The following is a 22,488-nucleotide window of genomic DNA, read 5'->3' on the forward strand; positions in this document are numbered from 1 at the left end:
TGCCGCGGGCCTGACGGCCCTCGCAATGACGGGGCATACCTCGCGCGCACCGGCAATTCCGCCCAATGGACAATTGGGGTTAATCCTCCATCCCCTGCCATTCGAGCGCCTGCGCATAGAGCGCGTTGCGCGGCGCGCCGCTGAGCTGCGCGGCCAGGCGCACCGCGGTCTTGAGCGGCAGCTCGGGCAGCAACAGGCGCAGCGCGCGCTGGCCTGCTTCCATGCCGGCGTCGTGTGCGCCCGGCGCGACGGGGTGCAGCAGCACGACGAATTCGCCGCGCGCGCGCTCGGGCGCGGCGGCAAACCAGGCGGGCAGGCCCTGCGCGGGCACGGTGGCGATCTCCTCGAACTGCTTGGTCAGCTCGCGCGCCAGGGTCACGGGGCGCTCGCCCAGCGCCGCGAACGCCTGCGCCAGCTCGAGGATGCGGTGCGGCGCCTCGAGCAGCACCACGCAGCGCGCCTCGTGCGCGAGCTGCTGCACGGCGGCAGCGCGCGCGCTCGGCTTGGTCGGCAAAAAGCCTGCGAACACGAAACCCTCCTGCGCCGCGCCGGGCGCCACGGCCCCCGCGGCGCACAGCGCCGTAGTCACGCTGCTCGCGCCCGGCAGCGGCAGCACGCGCAGGCCCGCAGCGCGCACCGCGGCGACCAGCCTTGCGCCCGGGTCGCTCACGCCGGGCGTGCCCGCGTCGCTCACGTAGGCCACGCGCTCGCCTTCGCGCAGCTGCGCCAATACCGCCTGCGCGGCTTCGGCCTCGTTGTGCTCGTGCAGCGCGAGCAGCTGGCTCGGCTTCTTGTCGATGCCGTAGGCGCGCAGCAGCGCCTGCGTGTGGCGTGTGTCTTCGCAGGCGATACGGTCGGCCAGCTGCAGCACGTGCAGCGCGCGCAGCGTGATGTCGGCCAGGTTGCCTATGGGCGTGGCGACCACGTACAGCGCCCCCTGCGGATAATGCTGCGCAGCCGCTGCCGCGTGCGCCGCGCCCAGCGCCGATGCGAAAGATGCACTCAATGCCATTCCCCCGAAAAAATCCCGCCGCGCCCAGCAAGGCCGCCGCAAGCACGCGGCAAGCCACGACGCGGCAGCAAGGCAACATGGCCGAAGACCGCGCCCTGGCCCATCTGCAGGCCGCGGGCCTGCGCCTCGTGACGCGCAATTATCGAACGCCGGGGCGCGGCGGCGGCGAGATCGACCTCGTGATGCGCGCGCCCGACGGCACACTGGTGTTCGTCGAGGTGCGCAGCCGCGCGAGCGCCAGCCACGGCGGCGCCGCGGCCAGCATAGGCAGCGCCAAACAGCGGCGCATCGTGTTCGCTGCGCGCCACTACCTGCTGCGCCTGCCCGCGCCGCCGCCCTGCCGCTTCGACGTGGTACTGCTGGAGCCGCAGGGCCTGCAATGGCTGCAGGGCGCGTTCGATGCGCACTAAATCCCGCCTCAGGATGGGGCATTTTCATGCCACTGTCACCGCACGCAGTTAGGCTGCTCCGCCACCCGCACTGGAGCGCACCCAGCAACACGAGGACCCCATGGACAAGACCAACGCCCAGCAGGAATACGAACGGCGCCTGCACGCCGACATGATAGACAGCGTCGACGAAGAGCTCGAGATGGAGATCGACGACGAGCGCATGGACAGCTTGATCCGCGAGGCCGCCGACGCCGCCACCACGGAATTCGACGAAGACCGCCGCGCCTACTTCCGCGAGCTGCTGCGTCTGCAAGGTGAACTCGTCAAGCTGCAGGACTGGGTGGTCGCCAAGAAGCTCAAGGTGGTGGTGCTGTTCGAAGGGCGCGACGCCGCGGGCAAGGGCGGCGTGATCAAGCGCATCACCCAGCGCCTGAACCCGCGCGTGTGCCGCGTCGCCGCACTGCCGGCACCGAGCGAGCGCGAGCACAGCCAGTGGTACTTCCAGCGCTATGTGCAGCACCTGCCTGCGGGCGGCGAGATCGTGCTGTTCGACCGCAGCTGGTACAACCGCGCCGGCGTGGAGCGCGTCATGGGCTTTTGCTCGCCCGAAGAGCTCGAAGAGTTTTTCCGCAGCGTGCCCGAGTTCGAAAAAATGCTGATCCGCTCGGGCACGATTCTGGTCAAGTATTGGTTTTCCATCACCGACGACGAGCAGCACCGTCGCTTTCTGATGCGCATCCACGACCCGCTCAAGCAGTGGAAGCTCTCGCCCATGGACATGGAATCGCGCCGGCGCTGGGAAGACTACACCAAGGCCAAGGAAGAAATGCTCGAGCGCACGCACATCTCCGAGGCGCCGTGGTGGGTGGTCGAGGCCGTGGACAAGAAAAAAGCGCGCCTCAATTGCATCCACCACCTGCTGACCCAGGTGCCTTACGGCGAGATCGAGCACGAATCCGTCGCCTTGCCCGCACGCATCCACAACCCCGACTACATCCGCCACCCGACTCCGCCCGAAATGATCGTGCCGCAGGTGTATTGACAGCCCCGGGCGCTATCATCGGCGCATGCTCGAACAGCGCATTCAGCAGCATTTCATCGACGCGGCAGACTTGCAATACCAGGCGGCGCAGGCGCTGGCGGCACCCATCGCCGCGGCCGTGCAGGCCGTCGTCGCGTGCCTTACGGGCGGCGGCAAGGTGCTGGCCTGCGGTCTGGGCGCTTCGGCAGCGGCGGCACAGCAACTTGCCGCGCTGTGCGTGGCCGGCTTCGAACGCGAGCGCCCCGAGCTCGCCGCGCTCGCGCTCGGGGCCGGCGCCGGCTTGCTGAGCGCCGAAAGCGCTTTCGCTGCACAGCCGCAGGCTGCTTTTGCCCGCCAGGTGCGCGCGCTCGGCCAGCTGGGTGACGTATTGCTGATGCTGTCCGTGACGGGCGACGAGCCCGCCTTGCTGGCCGCGCTGGAGGCCGCGCACGAACGCGAGCTGATGGTGCTGCTGCTCACGGGGCGCAGTGGCGGTGCAATCGCAGCCCGGCTGCGCGAAACCGACGTTCTGATCGCCGTACCGCACGACCGCCCCGCGCGCGTGCGCGAGGTGCACACCCTGGTGCTGCACTGCCTCTGCGACGGCATAGATGCCCAATTGCTGGGCGAGGAAGAATCATCTTGAGAGCAAAAAACACTGCGTGGGCACGCGCGAAGCGGCCCCTACAGGTTTTGACCCTGGTTTTCGCACTCGGCCTGAGCGCTTGCGCCCCGGTGGTGCTGGGCGGCGCAGCCATGGGCGGCATGGTGGCGGCCGATCGGCGCACTTCGGGCGCACAGCTCGAGGACGAAGGCATAGAGCTGCGCGCCGTGAACCGCCTGAACGAGCTGCTGGGCGAACGCGGCCACGTGAACGTCACGAGCTTCAACCGGCGCGTGCTCATCACCGGCGAAGTGCCCACCGAGCAAGACCGCCAGCGCGTGGAGCAGGCCGTGGCGCTGGTCGAGAACGTGCGCGCCGTGGTCAACGATCTGGCGGTAATGTCCAACTCTTCCCTGGGCCAGCGCTCGAACGACGCCTGGATCACCGGCCAGGTGCGCGCCGGCATCGTCGATGCGCGCGACCTGTCATCGAGCGCGTTCAAGGTCGTGACCGAACGCAGCGTGGTCTATCTGATGGGGCTGGTGACGCAGCGCGAAGCAGCGCGCGTGACCGACATTGCGCGCGGGGTGTCCGGCGTCGCCAAGGTGGTGCGCGTGTTCGAGATCGTCTCGGAAGATGAGCTGCGGCGCCTCGTACCCCCGCCGCAGCCCAATCCCGCTACGGCGGCGCCAGCTGCGGGCGGCTGAGCCGGGTGAGCCGGCCCAGCGCCCCGCAAAAAATCAACGCAGCCGCTGGATCAGGCTCGAAGTGTCCCAGCGGTTGCCGCCCATTTTTTGCACGTCGCCATAGAACTGATCGACCAGCGCCGTGAGCGGCAGGCGCGAGCCGTTGCGCCGCGCCTCCTGCAGCACCAGCCCCAGGTCCTTGCGCATCCAATCGACGGCGAAGCCGAAGTCGAACTTGCCCTCGACCATGGTCTTGCCGCGGTTTTCGAGCTGCCAGCTCTGCGCCGCGCCCTTACTGATCACGTCGAGCACCTGCTGCATGTCGAGCTCGGCGTTCTGCCCGAATGCAATGGCCTCGGCCAGACCCTGCAGGATGCCCGCGATGCAGATCTGGTTGACCATCTTCGCGAGCTGCCCCGAGCCCGCGGGCCCGAGCAAAGTGCAGGCGCGCGCGTACGCCATCACGACGGGCAAAGCTGCGTCGAAAGCCGCTGGATCGCCACCGCACATCACCGTGAGCTGGCCGTTTTGCGCGCCCGCCTGACCGCCTGACACGGGCGCATCGACGAACTGCAGCCCCTGCGCGCGCGCTTGCGCGTGGAGCTCGCGTGCCACCTCGGCCGAGGCCGTGGTGTGATCGACGAAGACCGCGCCCGGCGCCATGCCCGCAAAGGCGCCCTGCTCGCCGAGCGTGACCGAGCGCAGATCGTCGTCGTTACCTACGCAGCAAAACACGAGGCTCGCTCCGGCGACGGCCTCGCCGGGCGTGGCGGCGTGCCGGGGTTTGCTGGGCGCGTCGGCGAACTCCTCGCACCATGCCTGGGCCTTGGCCGCGGTGCGGTTGTAAACGGTCACGGCATGGCCGGCGCGCGCGAGATGGCCCGCCATGGGGTAACCCATGACGCCCAGCCCAAGGAAAGCGAGCTTGCGTGGGGCGATGCTGTCATAGCTGCGCGGATGGATGCTGCTGGGCATACGAAAACTTTTGGGCTAAAAAACTTTCAGGATGAACAAGCGCCTGAGCCGACCCGACGCAGGCGAAGGAAGCGCGGAAACATCAAACGATGGCGAAATGCTCGGTGCCCGCAGCAAGATCGGGCGACTTGGCACGCTGGCTGTTGAGCTTGATCTGCAGACGCAGGTCGTTGAGCGAGTCGGCATTGCGCAGCGCGTCCTCGTAGCTGATGACATGCGCCTCGTAGGCATCGAAGAGCGCCTGATCGAAGGTCTGCATGCCCAGGTTGCGGCTTTTTTTCATGATCTCCTTGACCTCGGCCACCTCGCCGCGGAAGATCAGGTCGGCGATCAAGGGCGTATTGAGCAGCACTTCCACCGCCGCCGCGCGCCCCTTGCCATCCTCGCGGGGGATCAGGCGCTGAGAAATCATGGCGCGCAGATTCAGCGACAAGTCCATGAGCAACTGAGCACGCCGCTCCTCGGGGAAAAAGTTGATGATGCGATCGAGCGCCTGGTTGGCACTGTTGGCGTGCAGCGTGGCCAGGCACAAGTGGCCTGTTTCCGCAAATGCCACCGCGTGCTCCATGGTTTCGCGGTCGCGGATCTCGCCCATCAGGATCACGTCGGGCGCCTGGCGCAGCGTGTTCTTGAGTGCGGCCTCCCAGGAGTCGGTGTCCAGCCCGACCTCGCGCTGCGTCACGACGCAGTTCTTGTGCACGTGCACGAACTCGACCGGGTCCTCGACCGTGATGATGTGGCCAAAGGAGTTTTCGTTGCGCCAATCGACCATGGCCGCGAGCGTGGTCGATTTGCCCGAGCCCGTCGCGCCCACGACGATGCACAGGCCGCGCTTGGTCATCGCCACCTCTTTGAGCACCTGCGGCACGCCGAGACCGTCTATGGTCGGCAGCGTGAGCGGAATCGTGCGCAGCACCATGCCCACTTTGCCCTGCTGCACGAAGGCGTTGACGCGAAAGCGCCCTATGCCTGCGGGCGAAATGGCGAAGTTGCACTCCTTGGTGCGCTCGAACTCGGCGACCTGCTTGTCGCTCATGATGGAGCGTGTGAGCGTGAGCGTGTGCACCGCACTCAGAGGCTGTGCCGACACCTTGGTCACCTTGCCATCGACCTTGATTGCCGGCGGAAAATCGGCCGTGATGAACAAGTCGCTGCCGTTGCGGCTGACCATCAGCTTGAGCAGGTCATTGATGAATTTACCGGCCTGATCACGTTCCATGCATCGCTCCTGCGAAGTCCCACCACAGATACATCACCGCTGGACCTCGCTCAAACGGGCGCTGACCACGCGCATGCGCTGCGAGAGCCTGCGCGCCAGCAGCGCTACCAGACTCGCAGCAAGCTGCGGATCGCTGGACATCATCGCGTCCATGCCTTCGGCGTCGAGCACGGCGATCTCGCAATCGGTGAGGGTCGTGCAGCTGGAAAACCGGATGCCGCCGTCGAGCAGCGACATTTCGCCCAGGATTTCCCCAGGCCGGCTCTCCGCGAGGCGCAGCCGCTCGCCCCAGGGCTGCACGCGATCGATGGCCATAGTGCCGGTCAGCACCACCAACATGAAATTGCCATATTCGTCCTGGCGGATCACGTCGCGGTTGGGCGGCACCACGGCAAACGTGAAAAAGCGCTCCATGCGCTCCACGGCCTCCTGCCCCAGCAAACCCATGTATTTGTCGCGCGCCCACAGGGACTGCAGCAGCGTGCCGCCGCGGCGCGCCGGCAGGCGCTGCGCCCCCACTTCCACGGCCCGGGCCTCCCAAGGCACCAGCTGCGCCCCGGTCGCGCCCTGGCTCGCAAAGGCGGTGGAAAACAAGGTCGAATCCGCCGCATCGCTCTGTGGCTGGCCTGCGCGAACCTTCGATCGCAGCAGACCGAGAATGCCTTTCATGGGTGCTCCTTTGTTCTTTCTTCTTGGTGGGTATCTGCGTCTTGTCAGCCCGGGAAGTTTTCCGGGCTCTTGGCCTTGCTGCGGGCCTCGGCGGGGCTGATGATGTTGCGCCGCACGAGGTCGGCCAGGTTCTGGTCGAGCGTCTGCATGCCCACGCTGTTGCCGGTCTGGATGGTGGAATACATCTGCGCGACCTTGGCTTCGCGGATCAGGTTGCGGATGGCGCTCGTGCCCAGCATGATTTCGTGCGCAGCGATACGGCCCGAGCCGTCCTTGAGCTTGCACAGTGTCTGCGAGATCACTGCCTGCAGCGACTCGGACAGCATCGCGCGCACCATTTCCTTTTCTTCGGCCGGGAACACGTCGATGATCCGGTCTATGGTCTTGGCGGCACTCGAGGTGTGCAGCGTGGCGAACACCAGGTGCCCCGTCTCTGCTGCGGTCATGGCCAGGCGTATGGTTTCGAGGTCGCGCATTTCGCCCACCAGGATCGCATCCGGGTCTTCGCGCAGCGCCGAACGCAAGGCGGCCGCGAACGAGAGCGTCATCGGCCCGACCTCGCGCTGGTTGATCAGGCATTTCTTCGACTCGTGCACGAATTCGATCGGGTCTTCGATCGTCAGGATGTGGCCGTATTCGGCCTCATTGAGGTGGTTCACCATGGCCGCGAGCGTGGTCGATTTGCCGGAACCCGTGGGACCGGTCACGAGCACCAGGCCGCGCGGCTTGAGCGCCAGATCGCCAAAAATCTTCGGGGCATTGAGTTGCTCGAGCGTGAGGATTTTGCTCGGAATGGTACGGAAGGCCGCGGCCGCGCCACGGTACTGGTTGAAGGCGTTCACACGAAAACGCGCCAGCCCCTCGACCTCGAAGGAAAAATCGACCTCCAGGAACTCCTCGTAGGTCTTGCGCTGCGCATCGTTCATGATGTCGTAGACCATGGCGTGCACCGCCTTGTGGTCCAGCGGATCGACGTTGAGGCGCCGCACGTCGCCATTGACACGGATCATGGGCGGCAAGCCTGCCGACAGGTGCAGGTCGGAGGCTTTGTTCTTGACGGTGAATGCAAGCAGCTGGGTGATGTCCACGGTTCCCTCAGTCTCGTTGGTTAGGCTTTGGTAGGCTTGGCGATCATTATGACCACGATTGCAGACAATCTCCAACGGGTGCGCGCACGCATTGCCAAGGCCTGCGCCGCTGCGGGACGCGATCCGGCAACGGTTTCGCTGCTTGCCGTCTCCAAAACCTTCGGCCCGCAAGCCGTGGCCGAGGCTGCCGCCGCAGGCCAGCGAGCGTTCGGCGAAAACTACATTCAAGAGGGGGTGAGCAAGGTGCTGGCACTGCGCGCAGCAGGCCTGGATGCGCTGCAATGGCACTGCATAGGCCCCGTCCAAAGCAACAAGACCCGCCTCGTGGCCGAGCATTTCGATTGGGTGCAAACGATAGATCGCCTCAAGACCGCCGAACGCTTGGCGGCGCAGCGGCCCGCGCATTTGCCAGCGTTGCAAATATGCCTACAAGTCAACGTCGACGGCGGCCAGACCAAGGCTGGCGTGCCTCCTGAGGAGGCCCTGGCGCTCGCGCAGGCTGTCGCGCAGTTGCCACAGCTGCGCGTGCGCGGGCTCATGAGCATCCCCGAGCAAGCTCCCGATTTCGAAGCGCAACTGGCAGTCCATCTAAGCGCAAAGCGCCTTTTCGACCATATCCGCGCGCAGGGCGTGGCAGGGTTGGAGGACTTTGACATCTTGTCGCTGGGCATGACGGCCGACCTCGAAGCCGCGATCCACGCGGGCAGCACCATGGTGCGTGTGGGCACGGGCATTTTTGGCAGTCGTCCACGCGCCAATGCGTGAATTCATGCGCGAATATGCTCGCAAAAACGTCACAATCGAGCGCTTGTTCAAAAGACAAAAGGAGGCGTCCATGGGAATCAAAAGCCAGAGGGACTTTTTTGCCGGCCTCATGTTCATGGCGGTCGGTGTGGCATTCGCCTGGGGATCGACCCATTACCAGATCGGCACGGGCGCACGCATGGGGCCTGGGTACTTTCCGCTGCTGCTGGGCGTGCTCCTCGCACTCATAGGCGCGATCGTGACCTTCAAGGCCACCGTGGTCGAAACCGAGGACGGCGACCCAATCGGCCGCTGGGCCTGGAGGCCGCTGTGCTTCATCCTTGCGGCCAATTTCGCCTTTGGCATTTTGCTCGGCGGCCTGCCCAGCCTGGGCATCCCGCCCATGGGGTTGATCGTCGCGATCTACGCGCTGGTCTTCATCGCGAGCCTCGCGGGCGACCGGTTCAAGCCGCTCGAAGTGGCAATCCTCGCGACGATTCTGGCTGTGGGCAGTTATGCGGCCTTTGTTTGGGCGCTGAAGCTGCAATTTCAGGTCTGGCCCAGCTTCATCGCGGGTTGAACAGGGGACATCATGGAACTCTTTCACAACCTCGCGCTCGGCTTTGGCGTCGCGTTCACGGCGCAAAATCTGATTTACTGCTTCATAGGCTGTCTGTTGGGCACGCTGATCGGCGTGCTGCCAGGCATAGGCCCGGTGGCGACCATCGCCATGCTGCTGCCCGCCACCTACGCGCTGCCGCCGGTGTCGGCGCTGATCATGCTCGGGGGCATTTACTACGGCGCGCAGTACGGCGGCTCGACCACGGCGATTCTCGTGAACCTGCCTGGCGAATCTTCGTCCGTGGTCACGGCGATCGATGGCTACCGGATGGCGCGCAAGGGCCGCGCCGGGCCGGCGCTGGCGGCGGCGGGGCTGGGCTCGTTCTTTGCGGGCTGCGTGGGCACGGTGATTCTCGCGGCCTTCGCGCCGCCGCTCACCGAAGTGGCCTTCAAGTTCGGCCCCGCCGAATATTTCTCGCTCATGGTGGTGGGCCTGATCGGCGCCGTGGTGCTGGCTTCGGGCTCGCTGCTCAAGGCCATTGGCATGATCGTGCTCGGGCTGCTCTTGGGCTTGGTGGGCACCGACGTGAACTCGGGTGTGGCGCGCTTCAGCTTCGACATCCCCGAACTCACCGACGGCATAGGCTTCGTGGCAATTTCCATGGGCGTGTTCGGCTACGGCGAGATCATCGCCAACCTTGCGCACCCCGAGGGCAGCCGAGAAATCTTCGCCGCCAAGGTGCATGGCCTGTTTCCGACCAAGGAAGACTTCAAGCGCATGATTCCCGCCGTGCTGCGCGGCACTTCGCTGGGCGCGGCCCTGGGCATATTGCCCGGCGGGGGCGCGCTGCTGGCCGCATTTGCCGCCTACACGGTCGAGAAAAAAACGCGTGTGCACCCGGGCGAGGTGCCCTTCGGCCAGGGCAACATCCGCGGCGTCGCGGCGCCCGAGTCGGCCAACAACGCGGGCGCGCAGACTTCGTTCATCCCCTTGCTCACGCTGGGCATTCCGCCCAACGCCGTGATGGCGCTGATGGTGGGCGCGATGACCATCCACAACATCCAGCCCGGCCCGCAGGTGATGAGCAACAACCCCGAGCTCTTCTGGGGGCTGATCGCCTCGATGTGGCTGGGCAACGCGATGCTGGTGATCCTGAACCTGCCGCTCATCGGCATGTGGATCAAGCTGCTCACCGTGCCCTACCGCTGGCTGTTCCCGGCGATCGTGCTGTTTTGCGCGATCGGCGTGTATTCGACCAACAACACCACCTGGGACGTATGGATGGTGGGCGCGTTCGGGCTCATTGGCTACATTTTTCACAAGCTCGGCGCCGAGCCTGCGCCGCTGCTGCTGGGCTTCATCCTCGGCCCCATGATGGAAGAGTACCTGCGCCGCGCGCTGCTGCTCTCGCGCGGCGACTGGGGCGTGTTCGTCACGCGGCCCATCTCCGCGGGCCTGCTCGCCGTGGCTGCGCTGCTGCTGGTGATCGTGCTGCTGCCGGCCGTGAAGCACAAGCGAGAAGAAGCCTTCGTCGAGGACTGAGAGGCTGCCCTCGATCCCATTCGATTCTGAAGCAAAAAGTGCCCTCAGCCCAGATACAGCAAGCGCAAGCAGCTAGCGATAAAATAGCATCCGGCTTCGTTTTCGCGCTGCTCGGCGCGGTTGGCTTCAGCGCCAAGGCGATCATCGTCAAGCTCGCGTATCGCCACGGCGCCGACGCCGTCACGCTGCTGATGTACCGCATGCTGTTCGCGCTGCCCTTGTTCGTGCTGATGGCCTGGTGGGCGGGCCGGGGCCGGCCGCGGCTGACGGGGCGCGAGCGCCTGGGCGTGCTCGCGCTCGGCGTGACAGGCTACTACCTCGCAAGCCTGCTGGACTTCGAGGGGCTGCGCTACATCAGCGCCGGCCTGGAGCGGCTCATCCTCTACCTCAACCCCACGCTGGTGATGCTGCTCGGGCGCATCGTCTATGGCCGCGGCATTCGCTGGGGGCAACTGCTGGGCATGGCCATCAGCTACTGCGGCGTGGTGCTGGTGTTCGGCCTCGAAACCCATGTGCAGGGCGCGCACGTGGCCTGGGGCACGCTGCTCGTGCTGCTGAGCGCGCTCAGCTATGCCGTGTACCTGGTGCACAGCGACGCGCTGGTACGCCAGCTGGGCGCGCTGCGCCTCGTGGGCCTGGCGAGCACCGTGGCCTGCCTGTGCTGCCTGCTGCACTTTGCGCTGACGCGGCCGCTCGCGGCTGCCGTCGTCGCGACGCCCGTGCTGTGGCTGTCGCTGCTCAACGCCACGCTGTGCACTGCGGCGCCCATCCTGCTCATGATGATGGCCATAGAGCGCATAGGCGCGAGCGCGGCAGCGCAGATCGGCATGGTGGGGCCGCTGTCCACCATCTTCATGGGTGTGTGGCTTCTGGATGAGCCCTTTACGCCATGGATGGCCGCAGGCACGGCACTCGTCGTCGGGGGGATCTACGTGTGTACGCGCGCTGCGCGCCGCGCCGCGGGTGCGACTGGCGCAGCGCGCCGCTGAACCCCCGTCCCCGGTCTATTCAGAGCTTTTGCCGGAACATGAAGCCGTCGAACGAGGCCTCGGCAAAGCGGAACCACAGCACCTGGTCGCGCTGGAAGGCGCGCATGTCAGCGTAGATCTTGCGCCACTCGGGGCTCTTGGCGTCGTTTTCGGCAAACACCTCCATCGAGGCCTTGTATGAGGCTTCCATGATGGCCTGCGAAAACGGCAGCACTTTGGTTTTGGCCGCGACGAGCTGCTTGAGCGCGGCCGGGTTCGAGGCGTCGTACTTGGCCTGCACGTTGGTGTGCAGATACAGCGAAGCCGCCTCGAGGATGGTCTTGTATTCGTCGGGCAGCGCCGCGAGGGCCTTTTGGTTGACGAACAAGTCCACGTTCGGCCCACCCTCCCACCAGCCAGGGTAGTAGTAATACGGCGCCACCCGGTTGAAGCCGAGCTTCTGGTCGTCGTAGGGGCCCACCCACTCGGCGGCGTCTATGGTGCCTTTTTCGAGCGCGGTATAGACCTCGCCGCCCGGGATGTTCTGCGGCACGGCACCAAGTTTTTGCACCACCTCGCCGACCAGACCGCCGCCCATGCGCATCTTCAGACCCTTGAAGTCGGCCGGCGTCTTGATCTCCTTGCGAAACCAGCCGCCCATCTGCGTGCCCGTGTTGCCGCCGAAAAAGCTCGTGACGCCGTACTGCGCGTAAAACTCGTTCACGAGCTTGCGCCCGTTGCCGTGCATGAGCCAGGCCGTCATCTGCCGCGAATTGAGGCCGAAAGGAACGCAAGAGCTCAGCGCGAACGCCGGGTTCTTGCCATAAAAATAGTAGCCCATGGTGTGGCAGATTTCGACCGAGCCGCTTTGCACGCCGTCGAACACGCCAAAGGCCGGCATCAGCTCGCCGGGGCTGTGGATGCTGATCTCGAACTTGCCGCCCGACATGCTCTTGACCATTTTGGAAAAAAGCTCCGAGCAGCCGTACACGATGTCCAGCGAGCGCGGAAAGCTCGACGCGAGGCGCCAGCGCACGACCGGCTGCGCATGCACCGCAGGCGCCGCGCCCGCGGCGAGGATGCCGGCGATGCCGGCATTTTTGATGAGCGAACGACGATCCATGAATGTGTCTCCTAGATAGAGCATGGCCCCGCGAGAAACGGGGGCTTTCTCATTCTAGAAACGCCGTGCCACACCGGCGCCCGGGTTTTCCCTGAGTTACGTGCCGCTCGCGCTCAGGCGCTGCGGCGCTCAAGCGCCCGCGGCGGCTGCGAGCTTGCGCAAATCGGTGGCCGGGTCGGCCAGCGCGGCGCGATCGGGCTGTGCGCCGGCCGCGAGCAGGCGCCGCAGCGGCGCGAAGTCGCGCGCATTGTTCACGCAGGTGGCGCCCACGATGCGGCCCTTTTGCAGCTCGATCAGCGTGAACTTGGGCGCATCGATGGAGAGCTCGCCGCGCACAATTTCCTCGTCGCCGCTCGCCAGCCCCGCCACCTGGATGCGCAACGCGCCCTGGTCGGACCAATACCACGGCAATTCCGCATACGCGGGCGCGGCCGGATCGACGAGGTGGCGCGCCACCGCGATGGCCTGGTTTTGCGCGTTCGACCAGGTTTCGATGCGCTCGAAGCGCCCACTCAAGGGATTGCGCTGGCGCGTCACGTCGCCTACGGCATAGACATCGGGGCAGGTCGTGCGCCCGAAGGCATCGACGAAGATGCCGTCGTCACAGGCCAGCCCGGCCGCGCGCGCGAGCGCGTCGTTGGGCACCACGCCTATGCCCACGACCACCATGTCGGCCGCGATGCGCGTGCCGTCGTCGAGCAACACCGCGCCCTCGGCCAGGCCCGCGACGCTGCGGCCAAAGCGCAAGTCCACCCCTTGCGCGGCGTGGTAGCGCGCAACGAAGTCCGAGAGCGTGGGCGAGGCCGCGCGGCCCATCAGGCGTGGCTGGGTTTCGACCAGCGTCACGCTGGCGCCCGCAGCGCGCGCCGTGGCCGCGAGTTCAAGCCCGATGACGCCCCCGCCCACGATCAAAAGCCGCGCCTGCGCGCGCAGCCCCGCCTGGATGCGGCGCGCATCCTCGAGCGTGCGCAGCGTGTGCACGGGCATGGGCGCGCCCTGCAAGGCGGGCAGCGTGCGCGGCGCAGCGCCCGTGGCCAGCACCAGCGTGCCGTAGGGCAGCGTGCGCCCGTCCGCCAGCGCCACCGTGTGCGCCTGCGGGTCGAACGACAGCGCAGATACGCCGAGCAGCCATTCGACCTCGGGCGCGCGCTTGCAGTCGAGGCGGATTTTTTCGGCGTCGCCGTGGCCCATGAAGTCCTTGGACAAGGGCGGACGGTCGTAGGGCGGCTCGGCCTCGTCGCCGACCACGGTGAGCGGGCCTGCGTAGCCGGCCTGGCGCAGTTCGCTGGCAAAAGAGACGGCAGCCAGGCCGGCGCCGAGGATCACGATGGGGGACTTCAATGCTTCTTGGGACATGGTGCGATCGTTCGATAGGAATGGATGGAGGTGACTAGGAGCCTGACAACGGACTATTTCAGCAGATTGCTCTCGCGTATGACCGTGAATGCGTGGCGGATATGCCGACCCAGCAGCGCCGTCGTGCGCTCCAGGTCGCGCCCCAGCACGGCGTCGTAAATCTCGGCATGCTCTTTGTGCAAAGCATCTATCCGCGCCCCTTCGAAGGCCGACAGGCGCCGGTAGCGCTCCGCAAGCTGATACAGCACGGCCCGAAGACGCAACAGCCATGCGGACGTGCAGGCGGAAATCAAGGCCTCATGAAACTCACGGTTGCGCGCCTCCCACTCGTCGAAAGCGCCGACCGCATCCACGGCCAACCGCTCCTCGGCACGCGAGAGCTTGTGGTAAGCCGCCACCACCGCGGCCTCCCAGTCGTCCCTGCCCTGCTGCATGCTCTCGCGCACGGCCTCGCACTCGATCAAGGTGCGCACCCGGCACAAGTCGGCCAGCTCCTGCAGCAACATCGGCGCCACCTTGAAACCGCGGTAGCCCTGCGTGACCACCAGCGCATCCGACACCAGCAAGGCCAAAGCCTCGCGCAAGGTGCCGGCGCTGACCTGGTAAGTCTTTTTCAAGTGCTCGACGCGCAAGGGCTCGTTGGGCGCGTGCTTGCCGTCGATGATGGCGCGGCGCAGGCCGTGGTAGGCCGTCTCTATCAGCGTGCGCGGCGCGTCCTCTGCCCCAGAGGACGCAACGGAAAAGGCTATGTCGTGGAGCATGGGTTTAGGAGATCACAGCGTGGAAAAACACCCGCCCCTGCAACCGGGGAAGAGAGCGAGCACCAAGAAAAATGTTTTTGATGGTAACAATAAAAATATCGAGATTTGCTTAGGGTTTCCACCAATTCCAAGACAAACATTTTTCATCATAATTACCAACCATCGAACGGATGTTCAGAAGACCACCCGCCAGCCATCATCACCACTGGAGCACGCATGAAGCAAGGACGCATTTTTCTGTGGGCGCTGGGTCTTTTCTATCTGGCCAACCTGGTGGGCACGCTGCCGTTTGCCTCGGCCTCGCTGTTCGCCCAGATGTACCCGGGCTTTGCGCCCGATGCCGCCACGCCGGCGTTCCAGCTGCTCAGTGACGCCTGGGCCGTCGTGGGTCTGCAGCTCGGCGCCATCGGCATCGTGGCCTTGTGGGGCACGCGCGACCCGCTGCGCTACCTGGCCGTGTTCGACATCGTCATAGCCACCGAGCTGGTCGATGGTTTGTGGGATTTTTACAGCATCACCTGGAGCCACCTGGCCACGGCTTTCGGGTTGACGACTTTGGTGATCCACCCCTTGTGGATCGTTTGGGCGCTGTACGCCAGGCGTGCAGTGGTGAAGGCGGCCCGGTGAGCGCGCGCATGCGCCGGGTTTTTTAACGTTGGGTGTTTTGGGTATTTTTAAGGAGACCTGCATCATGGGAATACATTCGGAACGCGAAGTGCAAGCCGTGCCGATGACGTTCAAGCGTCGCTGGACGGACGAAGCCATCCGCGCACTGGTCGATCAAGACAAGGGCTTGATCGACCCGCGCATCTACGCAGACCAGGATCTCTACGAGATCGAGCTCGAGCGCGTCTTTGCGCGCTCCTGGCTGCTGCTCGGGCATGAAGCCCACATCCCCAAGACTGGGGACTACCTGACCACCTACATGGGCGAAGACCCGGTGATCATGGTGCGGCAAAAGGACGGCAGCATCAAAGTCTTCCTGAACCAATGCCGCCACCGTAGCATGCGCATTTGCCGCTCCGATGCAGGCAATGCCAAGGCCTTCACCTGCACCTACCACGGCTGGGCGTATGACATCGCCGGTAATCTGGTCAACGTGCCCTACGAAAAAGAGGCTTTCTGCGACCAGAAAGAAGGCGATTGCGGCTTCGACAAGGCCGACTGGGGCCCGCTGCAAGCGCGCGTGGAAACCTACAAGGGCCTGATCTTCGCGAACTGGGACGCGCAAGCCCCCGACCTCAAGACCTACCTGAGCGACGCCATGCCCTACATGGACGTGATGCTCGACCGCACCGAGGCGGGCACCGAGGTCATCACCGGCATGCAAAAGACGGTGATCCCCTGCAACTGGAAGTTTGCCGCCGAGCAGTTCTGCAGCGACATGTATCACGCCGGCACAATGTCGCATGTGGCGGGCGTTGTGTCCAGCCTGCCGCCCGATATGGAATTGTCCGAAGTGAAGATGCCAGTCACCGGAAATCAGTTCCGGGCCAAATGGGGCGGGCATGGGACCGGCTGGTTCAATGACGATTTCGCACTTTTGCAAGCCATCATAGGTCCCAAGATTGTTGACTACTGGACCAAAGGGCCAGCCGCTGAGCGTGCGAAAGAACGTCTGGGAAAAATGCTCCCTGCACATCGCATGGTGCTACAGCACATGACCATTTTCCCGACCTGCTCTTTCTTGCCCGGGGTCAATACGGTTCGCACCTGGCACCCGCGCGGCCCCAATGAGATCGAAGTCTGGTCTTTCATCGTGGTGGATGCCGACGCGCCCGAGGACATCAAGGATGAATTCCGCCGGATGAACATTTTCACCTTCAACCAGGGCGGTACCTTCGAGCAGGACGATGGCGAAAACTGGGTCGAGGTTCAGCGCGTGCTGCGCGGCCACATGGCCAAGAGCGCGCCTCTGTGCGCCCAGATGGGTGCCGGTGTGCCGAACAAAAACAACCCGGACTTCCCCGGAAAAACCGGTTATGTCTATGGCGAAGAAGCCGCGCGCGGGTTCTACCACCACTGGGCTCGCATGATGTCCGAACCGAGCTGGGACACGCTCAAGCCTTAATTGGAATAAACGTCGTCCATTGACCACAATTTACTGGAGACTGGTTGTCTGTGAGAGCAGCGAATGCCAGTTACCCAACACATGAATTCAGGAGACTCTAACCATGACATCCACCGATTTGCTCAAACCCTTTGAATGGCCGGCAAAGGCCGTCAGTCTTGAGTTGCAAAACGCTGTTGAACAGTTTTACTACCGCGAAGCGCAACTGCTGGATCACCAGGCTTACGAAGAATGGCTTGCCTTGCTGGAAAAGGATATCCACTACTGGATGCCGATCCGCACTACCCATCAATCCAGGGACAAGGCGCTGGAATATGTGCCCGCTGGTGGCAATGCCCATTTTGACGAGACGTATGAGCGCCTGCGCGCGCGTATTCGTGGAAGGCTTTCGGGAATGAACTGGACGGAAGATCCGCCATCACGCAGCCGTCACATCATCAACAACGTGATTGTCCGTCAAACCGAAGATGCCAATACGCTGGAGGTGAGTTCAGCGTTTCTTTGCTACCGCAACCGTTTGGAGCGCATGACCGACACCTATGTCGGCGAGCGCCGGGATGTGTTGCGCCGTGTCAGCGATGGCCTGGGATTCAAGATCGCGCGCCGCACCATCCTGATCGACCAGAGCACGATCACGGCGAACAACCTCAGTATGTTCTTCTGAACAAAGGAACCGGCACGATGGCGTTTACCAAAGCCTGCAGCGTGGACGAGGTTCCACCCGGAGAAGCCTTGCAAGTCAGCCATGACGAGCAAAAGGTGGCGATTTTCAATGTCGATGGTGAGTTCTTTGCCACGCAGGACCAGTGCACCCATGGTGAATGGTCACTGTCCGAAGGTGGCTACCTCGACGGCGATGTCGTGGAATGCTCCCTGCATATGGGAAAGTTTTGTGTACGCACAGGCAAGGTCAAGTCGCCCCCGCCCTGCGAGCCCTTGAAGGTTTATCCGATTCGCATCGAAGGGCGGGACGTGCTGGTCGATTTTTCTGCAGCCGCGCTGCATGCCTGAACCGAAAGCGAGAACAAGATGAAACTCAACAATGAAGTAGCCCTGGTCACGGGCGGTGGCTCCGGCCTGGGCCGGGCCATCGTGGACCGCTTCGTGGCCGAAGGCGCGCGCGTGGCCGTGCTCGACAAGTCGGCTGCCAGGCTCCAGGAGCTCCAGGCCGCGCACGGCGCCAAAGTGCTGGGCATAGAGGGCGACGTGCGCGTGCTGGCCGACCACCAGAAGGCCGCGCGCGAATGCCTTGCGGCCTTCGGCAAGATCGACTGCCTGATCCCCAACGCGGGTATCTGGGACTATTCGATGCCGCTCGTCGACATCCCCGACGACAAGATCGACGCCGCCTTCGACGAGGTCTTTCATATCAACGTCAAGGGTTACCTGCTCGCCGTCAAGGCCTGCCTGCCCGCCTTGGTGCAAAGCCGCGGCAGCGTGGTCTTCACGATCTCGAACGCCGGCTTTTATCCCAACGGCGGCGGCCCGCTCTACACGGCCACCAAACACGCCGTCGTCGGTATGGTGCGTCAGCTCGCTTTCGAGCTGGCGCCGCACGTGCGCGTCAATGGCGTGGCGCCGGGCGGCATGAACACCGACCTGCGCGGCCCGGCGTCTCTGGGCATGGCCAACCAGGCCATCTCCAGCGTGCCGCTGGGTGACATGCTGGCCTCGGTGCTGCCGGTGGGCCGCATGCCCGTGGCCGCGGAATACACCGGGGCCTATGTGTTCTTTGCCACGCGCGGCGACACCTTCCCCACCACGGGCGCTCTGCTGAACCATGACGGTGGCATGGGCGTGCGCGGCTTTTTCGAGGCTGCCGGGGGCAAAGACCTGCCGCAGAAACTGCAGCTTTCATAACCAAGGAGAAGACATGACATCGAACGTTTGGGTTACCTCGGCTTCGCCGTCAAGGACGTACCCGCCTGGGACTACTTTTTGACGCAAAACGTGGGTTTGATGGCGGCGGGTGCTGCCGGCGACGCTGCGCTGTACCGTGCCGATCAGCGTGCCTGGCGCATCGCCGTGCAGCCGGGCGAACTCGACGACCTAGCCTACGCAGGCTTGGAAGTGGATGACGCCGCTGCGCTCGAGCGCATGGCCGACAAGCTGCGCCAGGCAGGGGTAGCCTTCACCCGCGGTGACGAAGCGCTCATGCAGCAGCGCAAAGTCATGGGCCTGTTGTGCCTGCAAGACCCCTTCGGCCTGCCACTCGAGATTTACTACGGCCCGGCAGAAACCTTCGACCAGCCCTTCCTGCCCAGCGCACCCGTTTCGGGCTTCGTCACAGGCGACCAGGGTATCGGGCATTTCGTGCGCTGCGTCCCCGACACCGCCAAGGCGATGGCGTTCTACACCGAAGTGCTGGGCTTTGTGCTGTCCGACATCATCGACATCAAGATGGGGCCGGAAATGAGCGTGCCCGCGCACTTCCTGCACTGCAATGGGCGCCACCACACGATCGCCCTGGCTGCCCTCCCAATCCCCAAGCGCATCCTCCATTTCATGCTGCAAGCCAACACCATAGACGACGTGGGCTATGCCTTCGATCGGCTGGACGCGGCCGGGCGCATCACTTCCCTGCTCGGGCGCCACACCAACGACCATACGATCTCCTTCTATGCCGAAACGCCGTCGCCCATGATCGAAGTCGAGTTCGGCTGGGGACCGCGCACGGTGGATTCCTCCTGGACGGTGGTGCGCCACAACCGCACCTCCATGTGGGGTCACAAGTCGGTACGCGGCCAGCGCTGAACCGCGTCATTCAATTTTTTAGGAAATACCCATGACAGAACTGAGCGAAAGCACGACGAGCAAATTCGTCACCATCAACGAAAAAGGCCTCTCCAACTTCCGCATTCACCTCAACGATGCAGGCCAGGGCGAAGCGGTAATCATGCTGCACGGAGGCGGACCGGGAGCGGGGGGGTGGAGCAACTACTACCGCAACATCGGCCCCTTCGTCGCGGCCGGCTACCGCGTGATCCTGCCGGACGCGCCGGGCTTCAACAAGTCCGATGCTGTCGTGATGGACGAGCAGCGCGGCCTGGTCAACGCGCGCGCGGTCAAGGGCATGATGGACGCGCTGGGTATTGATAAAGCGCACCTCGTGGGCAACTCCATGGGCGGCACGGGCGCACTGAACTTTGCGCTCGAATACCCCGAGCGCACCGGCAAATTGATCCTCATGGGGCCGGGCGGCCTGGGCGCCAGCCTGTTCAACCCCATGCCTATGGAGGGCATCAAGCTGCTGTTCAAGCTCTACGCCGAGCCCTCGCTCGAAACGCTCAAGCAGATGCTCAACGTGTTGGTGTTCGACCAGAGCCTGATCACCGACGAACTGCTGCAAGGGCGCTGGGCCAACATCCAGCGCAACCCCGAGCACCTGAAGAACTTCATCCTGAGCGCGCAAAAAGTGCCGCTCTCGGCCTCGGACGTGTCGCCGCGCCTGGGCGAGATCAAGGCCAAGACCCTGGTCACCTGGGGGCGCGATGACCGCTTCGTGCCGCTGGACCATGGCCTCAAGCTGCTCGCGAACATGCAGGACGCGCAGCTGCACGTCTTCCCGCGCTGTGGCCACTGGGCGCAGTGGGAGCATGCGGACGCCTTCAACCGGCTGACGCTTGACTTCCTGGCCAACGGCTGAGCGCCGTTTCCCTTTTTTCCTCAGAGCGAAAGCTGTAGACCACGCCCTCCCTCGGGGGAGGCGGGCTGCTGCTTTGCCATGAAAACCGGCCCTTTGGGCCATTTCTCACAAGAACGCAAGGAGACTTCGATCAAACCTTTTCCCGCACACTGCTCCCATTGGCCTGCGCCGCACTGCTTGGAAACGCGCACGCGCAAACCGCGCCTGACGCCCAGACTTCGCCCTGGTCGCTGGCGCTGGGCATGGTGCATATGGGCTTCAGCACCAAGGCCGACCTCTACGCCGGCGGGCCCGGGCCCGGTGCCGGGGTGCACGCCAGCAGCGACAACGTATTGGGCCTGGAAATCACCTATTCTTTCACCCCCAACTGGACGGCGCGCCTGGACATCGGCACCCCCGTCAAGACGGACCTCTCTGGCACAGGCAATCTCGGGCCGCTGGGGCGCCTCGGTGGCGTCAAGGGCGGGCCGGCAATTCTCACCCTCAACTATTCACCTGGCATGTGGGGGCCGATCCGCCCATTCTTCGGCGGTGGCATGAGCTACCTCAAGGTATTCAGCACCAGCACGGGTGCACTGCAAAATCTCAAGGTGGACAACGCCTTTGGCGGCGCTTTCATCGTCGGCGCCGACTGGCCCTTGCGTGACGGCTACAGCCTCACCTTGACGCTGCAGAAGGTGTACCTCAAGACCAACGCCACCGGCACCGTACCCGCCATGGGCGGCGCACCGGTCACGGCCTCGGTACGCCTGGACCCGCTGGTGAGCTTTCTCGCGATCCGCAAGCAGTTTTGACGCGGCTCCTGCGCCGGGGCGCCTGCGCGCGTGCGTCCAGCGCACGGCGCAGCGCCGCCCCTTGCAGATGCGGGCTTATCCCCGGCTCCCACCCGTTGTTTTGTGCGCACGGCGCGCGCGCACGGCATCGGCCAGCCCGCGCAGCACGGGCACGGTCTGCGCCCAGCCTATGCAGGCGTCGGTCACCGACACGCCGTGGCGCAGCGGCTCGCCGGGCACGATGTCCTGGCGGCCTTCGTGCAGGTGGCTTTCTATCATCACGCCCATGATGCGCGCGTCGCCCCCGGCGATTTGCTGCGCCACCTCGGCCGCGACCGCGATCTGGCGCTGGTGCTGCTTGAGGCTGTTGGCGTGCGAGACATCTATCATCACCTGCGGGCGCAGCCCTGCGGCCTGCAGCAGCTGGCACGCGACGTCCACGTCGGCGGGGCCGTAGTTGGGCTGCCTGCCGCCGCGCAGGATCACGTGGCAATCTGCATTGCCGCGCGTCTCGAAAATCGCGGCCTGCCCCATCTTGGTCATGCCCATGAACGCGTGCGGCGCCTGCGCGGCGAGAATGGCATCGACGGCCACCTTCACGCCGCCGTCGGTGCCGTTCTTGAAGCCCACGGGGCACGAGAGGCCGCTCGCGAGCTGGCGATGGCTCTGGCTTTCGGTCGTGCGCGCGCCGATCGCGCCCCAGCTCACCAGATCGCTGATGAACTGCGGGCTCAGCAGGTCGAGAAACTCCGTGCCCACGGGCAGGCCCAGCGCGAGCACGTCGAGCAGCAGCCGGCGCGCCATCTCCAGCCCCTCGTTGATGGCAAAGCTGCCGTCGAGGTGCGGGTCGTTGATGTAGCCCTTCCAACCCACCGTGGTGCGCGGCTTTTCGAAATACACGCGCATCACGACGAGCAGCGCATCCTGCAGCGCCTGGGCCTCGCCCTGCAGCGCGCGTGCGTAGTCAAGCGCCTGGTCGTGGTCGTGGATGGAGCAGGGCCCGACCACGACCACGAGCCGATCGTCCTGCCCATGCAACACGCGCGAGATCGCGGCGCGGCTTTGCTCCACGCGCTGCTGCGCGGCCTCGGGCGCGGGCAGCCACTCCTGCAGCAGCGCCGGCGTGATCAAGGGGCGCACGGCCTTGATGCGCGTGTCGTCGGTGCGCGTGTGGTCGTGCGTGGAAAGCGGGGCGGCGCTGGGGAGGACGTGGGGGCTCATGGTGGTTGCTATGAATTCAGGATTGATTTTTACGAAAGAAAATTACCTCTAGCGC

The 22,488-nt window shown here is 64.8% G+C and carries 26 protein-coding genes; 17 read left to right on the forward strand and 9 right to left on the reverse strand.

Annotated features, from left to right (window positions below):
• Positions 1-79: 79 nt before the first annotated feature.
• Entirely contained in the window at positions 80-1,006 is a 927-nt protein-coding gene (rsmI, locus tag FK527_RS04135; RefSeq protein WP_144730154.1) for a 16S rRNA (cytidine(1402)-2'-O)-methyltransferase, read from the reverse strand.
• Between rsmI and FK527_RS04140 the strand changes: the two genes are divergently transcribed.
• From FK527_RS04140 to FK527_RS04155, 4 genes are all read left to right on the forward strand, one after another.
• A complete protein-coding gene (locus FK527_RS04140) occupies positions 1,006-1,422 on the forward strand; it encodes a YraN family protein (RefSeq protein ID WP_144730157.1) in 417 nt (138 codons plus the stop codon). The genes rsmI and FK527_RS04140 overlap by 1 nt on opposite strands.
• A gap of 100 nt (positions 1,423-1,522) precedes the next feature.
• Positions 1,523-2,446, forward strand: a complete 924-nt coding sequence (gene ppk2, locus FK527_RS04145; RefSeq protein ID WP_246072666.1) for a polyphosphate kinase 2 — start codon at positions 1,523-1,525, stop codon at positions 2,444-2,446.
• A gap of 25 nt (positions 2,447-2,471) precedes the next feature.
• Entirely contained in the window at positions 2,472-3,071 is a 600-nt protein-coding gene (locus FK527_RS04150; protein ID WP_144730162.1) for an SIS domain-containing protein, read from the forward strand.
• Between the two features lie 47 nt (positions 3,072-3,118).
• Positions 3,119-3,736: a BON domain-containing protein gene (locus FK527_RS04155; protein WP_246072667.1), complete on the forward strand. Its 618-nt coding sequence runs from the start codon at positions 3,119-3,121 to the stop codon at positions 3,734-3,736.
• Positions 3,737-3,769: 33 nt separating this feature from the next.
• Here FK527_RS04155 and FK527_RS04160 read toward each other — a convergent pair whose 3' ends face one another.
• From FK527_RS04160 to FK527_RS04175, 4 genes are all read right to left on the reverse strand, one after another.
• The gene (locus tag FK527_RS04160) at positions 3,770-4,690 is read right to left on the reverse strand and encodes an NAD(P)-dependent oxidoreductase (protein WP_144730165.1); all 921 of its coding nucleotides are present in this window, start codon (positions 4,688-4,690) and stop codon (positions 3,770-3,772) included.
• A gap of 82 nt (positions 4,691-4,772) precedes the next feature.
• The gene (locus FK527_RS04165) at positions 4,773-5,909 is read right to left on the reverse strand and encodes a PilT/PilU family type 4a pilus ATPase (protein WP_144730168.1); all 1,137 of its coding nucleotides are present in this window, start codon (positions 5,907-5,909) and stop codon (positions 4,773-4,775) included.
• Positions 5,910-5,942: 33 nt separating this feature from the next.
• Entirely contained in the window at positions 5,943-6,578 is a 636-nt protein-coding gene (locus tag FK527_RS04170) for a cyclic nucleotide-binding domain-containing protein (protein ID WP_144730171.1), read from the reverse strand.
• Between the two features lie 44 nt (positions 6,579-6,622).
• The gene (locus FK527_RS04175; protein ID WP_144730174.1) at positions 6,623-7,666 is read right to left on the reverse strand and encodes a type IV pilus twitching motility protein PilT; all 1,044 of its coding nucleotides are present in this window, start codon (positions 7,664-7,666) and stop codon (positions 6,623-6,625) included.
• Between the two features lie 48 nt (positions 7,667-7,714).
• Between FK527_RS04175 and FK527_RS04180 the strand changes: the two genes are divergently transcribed.
• From FK527_RS04180 to FK527_RS04195, 4 genes are all read left to right on the forward strand, one after another.
• The gene (locus FK527_RS04180; protein WP_144730177.1) at positions 7,715-8,431 is read left to right on the forward strand and encodes a YggS family pyridoxal phosphate-dependent enzyme; all 717 of its coding nucleotides are present in this window, start codon (positions 7,715-7,717) and stop codon (positions 8,429-8,431) included.
• 70 nt (positions 8,432-8,501) lie between these two features.
• Positions 8,502-8,990: a tripartite tricarboxylate transporter TctB family protein gene (locus FK527_RS04185; RefSeq protein ID WP_144730180.1), complete on the forward strand. Its 489-nt coding sequence runs from the start codon at positions 8,502-8,504 to the stop codon at positions 8,988-8,990.
• Between the two features lie 12 nt (positions 8,991-9,002).
• Positions 9,003-10,514, forward strand: a complete 1,512-nt coding sequence (locus FK527_RS04190) for a tripartite tricarboxylate transporter permease (protein ID WP_144730183.1) — start codon at positions 9,003-9,005, stop codon at positions 10,512-10,514.
• Between the two features lie 38 nt (positions 10,515-10,552).
• Complete coding sequence (locus FK527_RS04195) at positions 10,553-11,503, forward strand: DMT family transporter (protein ID WP_144730186.1); 951 nt, start codon at positions 10,553-10,555, stop codon at positions 11,501-11,503.
• Between the two features lie 19 nt (positions 11,504-11,522).
• Here FK527_RS04195 and FK527_RS04200 read toward each other — a convergent pair whose 3' ends face one another.
• From FK527_RS04200 to FK527_RS04210, 3 genes are all read right to left on the reverse strand, one after another.
• Positions 11,523-12,605, reverse strand: coding sequence for a TRAP transporter substrate-binding protein (locus FK527_RS04200; RefSeq protein WP_144730189.1), 1,083 nt, complete (start codon positions 12,603-12,605; stop codon positions 11,523-11,525).
• 129 nt (positions 12,606-12,734) lie between these two features.
• Positions 12,735-13,961 carry an NAD(P)/FAD-dependent oxidoreductase gene (locus FK527_RS04205; RefSeq protein ID WP_144730192.1) on the reverse strand — a complete coding sequence of 409 codons (1,227 nt, stop codon included), beginning with the start codon at positions 13,959-13,961 and terminating at the stop codon, positions 12,735-12,737.
• Between the two features lie 53 nt (positions 13,962-14,014).
• Entirely contained in the window at positions 14,015-14,722 is a 708-nt protein-coding gene (locus FK527_RS04210) for a GntR family transcriptional regulator (protein WP_144730195.1), read from the reverse strand.
• Between the two features lie 19 nt (positions 14,723-14,741).
• On the opposite strand from FK527_RS04210, the gene FK527_RS04215 reads away from it, so the two are divergent.
• The 9 genes from FK527_RS04215 (at position 14,742) to FK527_RS04255 (ending at position 21,233) form a co-directional block, all read left to right on the forward strand.
• Entirely contained in the window at positions 14,742-14,942 is a 201-nt protein-coding gene (locus tag FK527_RS04215; RefSeq protein WP_144730199.1) for a hypothetical protein, read from the forward strand.
• Positions 14,939-15,349: a BphX family protein gene (locus FK527_RS04220; protein WP_144730202.1), complete on the forward strand. Its 411-nt coding sequence runs from the start codon at positions 14,939-14,941 to the stop codon at positions 15,347-15,349. The genes FK527_RS04215 and FK527_RS04220 overlap by 4 nt, the downstream gene beginning before the upstream one ends.
• Positions 15,350-15,413: 64 nt before the next feature.
• Entirely contained in the window at positions 15,414-16,793 is a 1,380-nt protein-coding gene (locus FK527_RS04225; protein WP_144730205.1) for an aromatic ring-hydroxylating dioxygenase subunit alpha, read from the forward strand.
• Between the two features lie 103 nt (positions 16,794-16,896).
• Complete coding sequence (locus FK527_RS04230) at positions 16,897-17,457, forward strand: 3-phenylpropionate/cinnamic acid dioxygenase subunit beta (protein ID WP_144730208.1); 561 nt, start codon at positions 16,897-16,899, stop codon at positions 17,455-17,457.
• 17 nt (positions 17,458-17,474) lie between these two features.
• A complete protein-coding gene (locus FK527_RS04235) occupies positions 17,475-17,804 on the forward strand; it encodes a non-heme iron oxygenase ferredoxin subunit (RefSeq protein WP_144730211.1) in 330 nt (109 codons plus the stop codon).
• A gap of 18 nt (positions 17,805-17,822) precedes the next feature.
• Entirely contained in the window at positions 17,823-18,653 is an 831-nt protein-coding gene (gene bphB / locus FK527_RS04240; RefSeq protein ID WP_144730214.1) for a cis-2,3-dihydrobiphenyl-2,3-diol dehydrogenase, read from the forward strand.
• A 27-nt stretch (positions 18,654-18,680) separates the two neighbouring features.
• Positions 18,681-19,547 carry a biphenyl-2,3-diol 1,2-dioxygenase gene (gene bphC / locus FK527_RS04245; protein WP_246072668.1) on the forward strand — a complete coding sequence of 289 codons (867 nt, stop codon included), beginning with the start codon at positions 18,681-18,683 and terminating at the stop codon, positions 19,545-19,547.
• Between the two features lie 31 nt (positions 19,548-19,578).
• Positions 19,579-20,439, forward strand: a complete 861-nt coding sequence (bphD, locus tag FK527_RS04250; protein ID WP_144730220.1) for a 2-hydroxy-6-oxo-6-phenylhexa-2,4-dienoate hydrolase — start codon at positions 19,579-19,581, stop codon at positions 20,437-20,439.
• Between the two features lie 242 nt (positions 20,440-20,681).
• Positions 20,682-21,233 (forward strand): OmpW/AlkL family protein, encoded by a 552-nt coding sequence (locus FK527_RS04255; RefSeq protein WP_144730223.1) that lies wholly within the window; start codon positions 20,682-20,684, stop codon positions 21,231-21,233.
• Between the two features lie 75 nt (positions 21,234-21,308).
• On the opposite strand, the gene FK527_RS04260 is transcribed toward FK527_RS04255, so the two are convergent.
• Complete coding sequence (locus FK527_RS04260; protein ID WP_144730226.1) at positions 21,309-22,433, reverse strand: 3-deoxy-7-phosphoheptulonate synthase; 1,125 nt, start codon at positions 22,431-22,433, stop codon at positions 21,309-21,311.
• Between the last annotated feature and the right edge of the window lie 55 nt (positions 22,434-22,488).

It is taken from the genome of Extensimonas perlucida (assembly GCF_007655255.1).
Lineage (GTDB): Bacteria > Pseudomonadota > Gammaproteobacteria > Burkholderiales > Burkholderiaceae_C > Extensimonas > Extensimonas perlucida.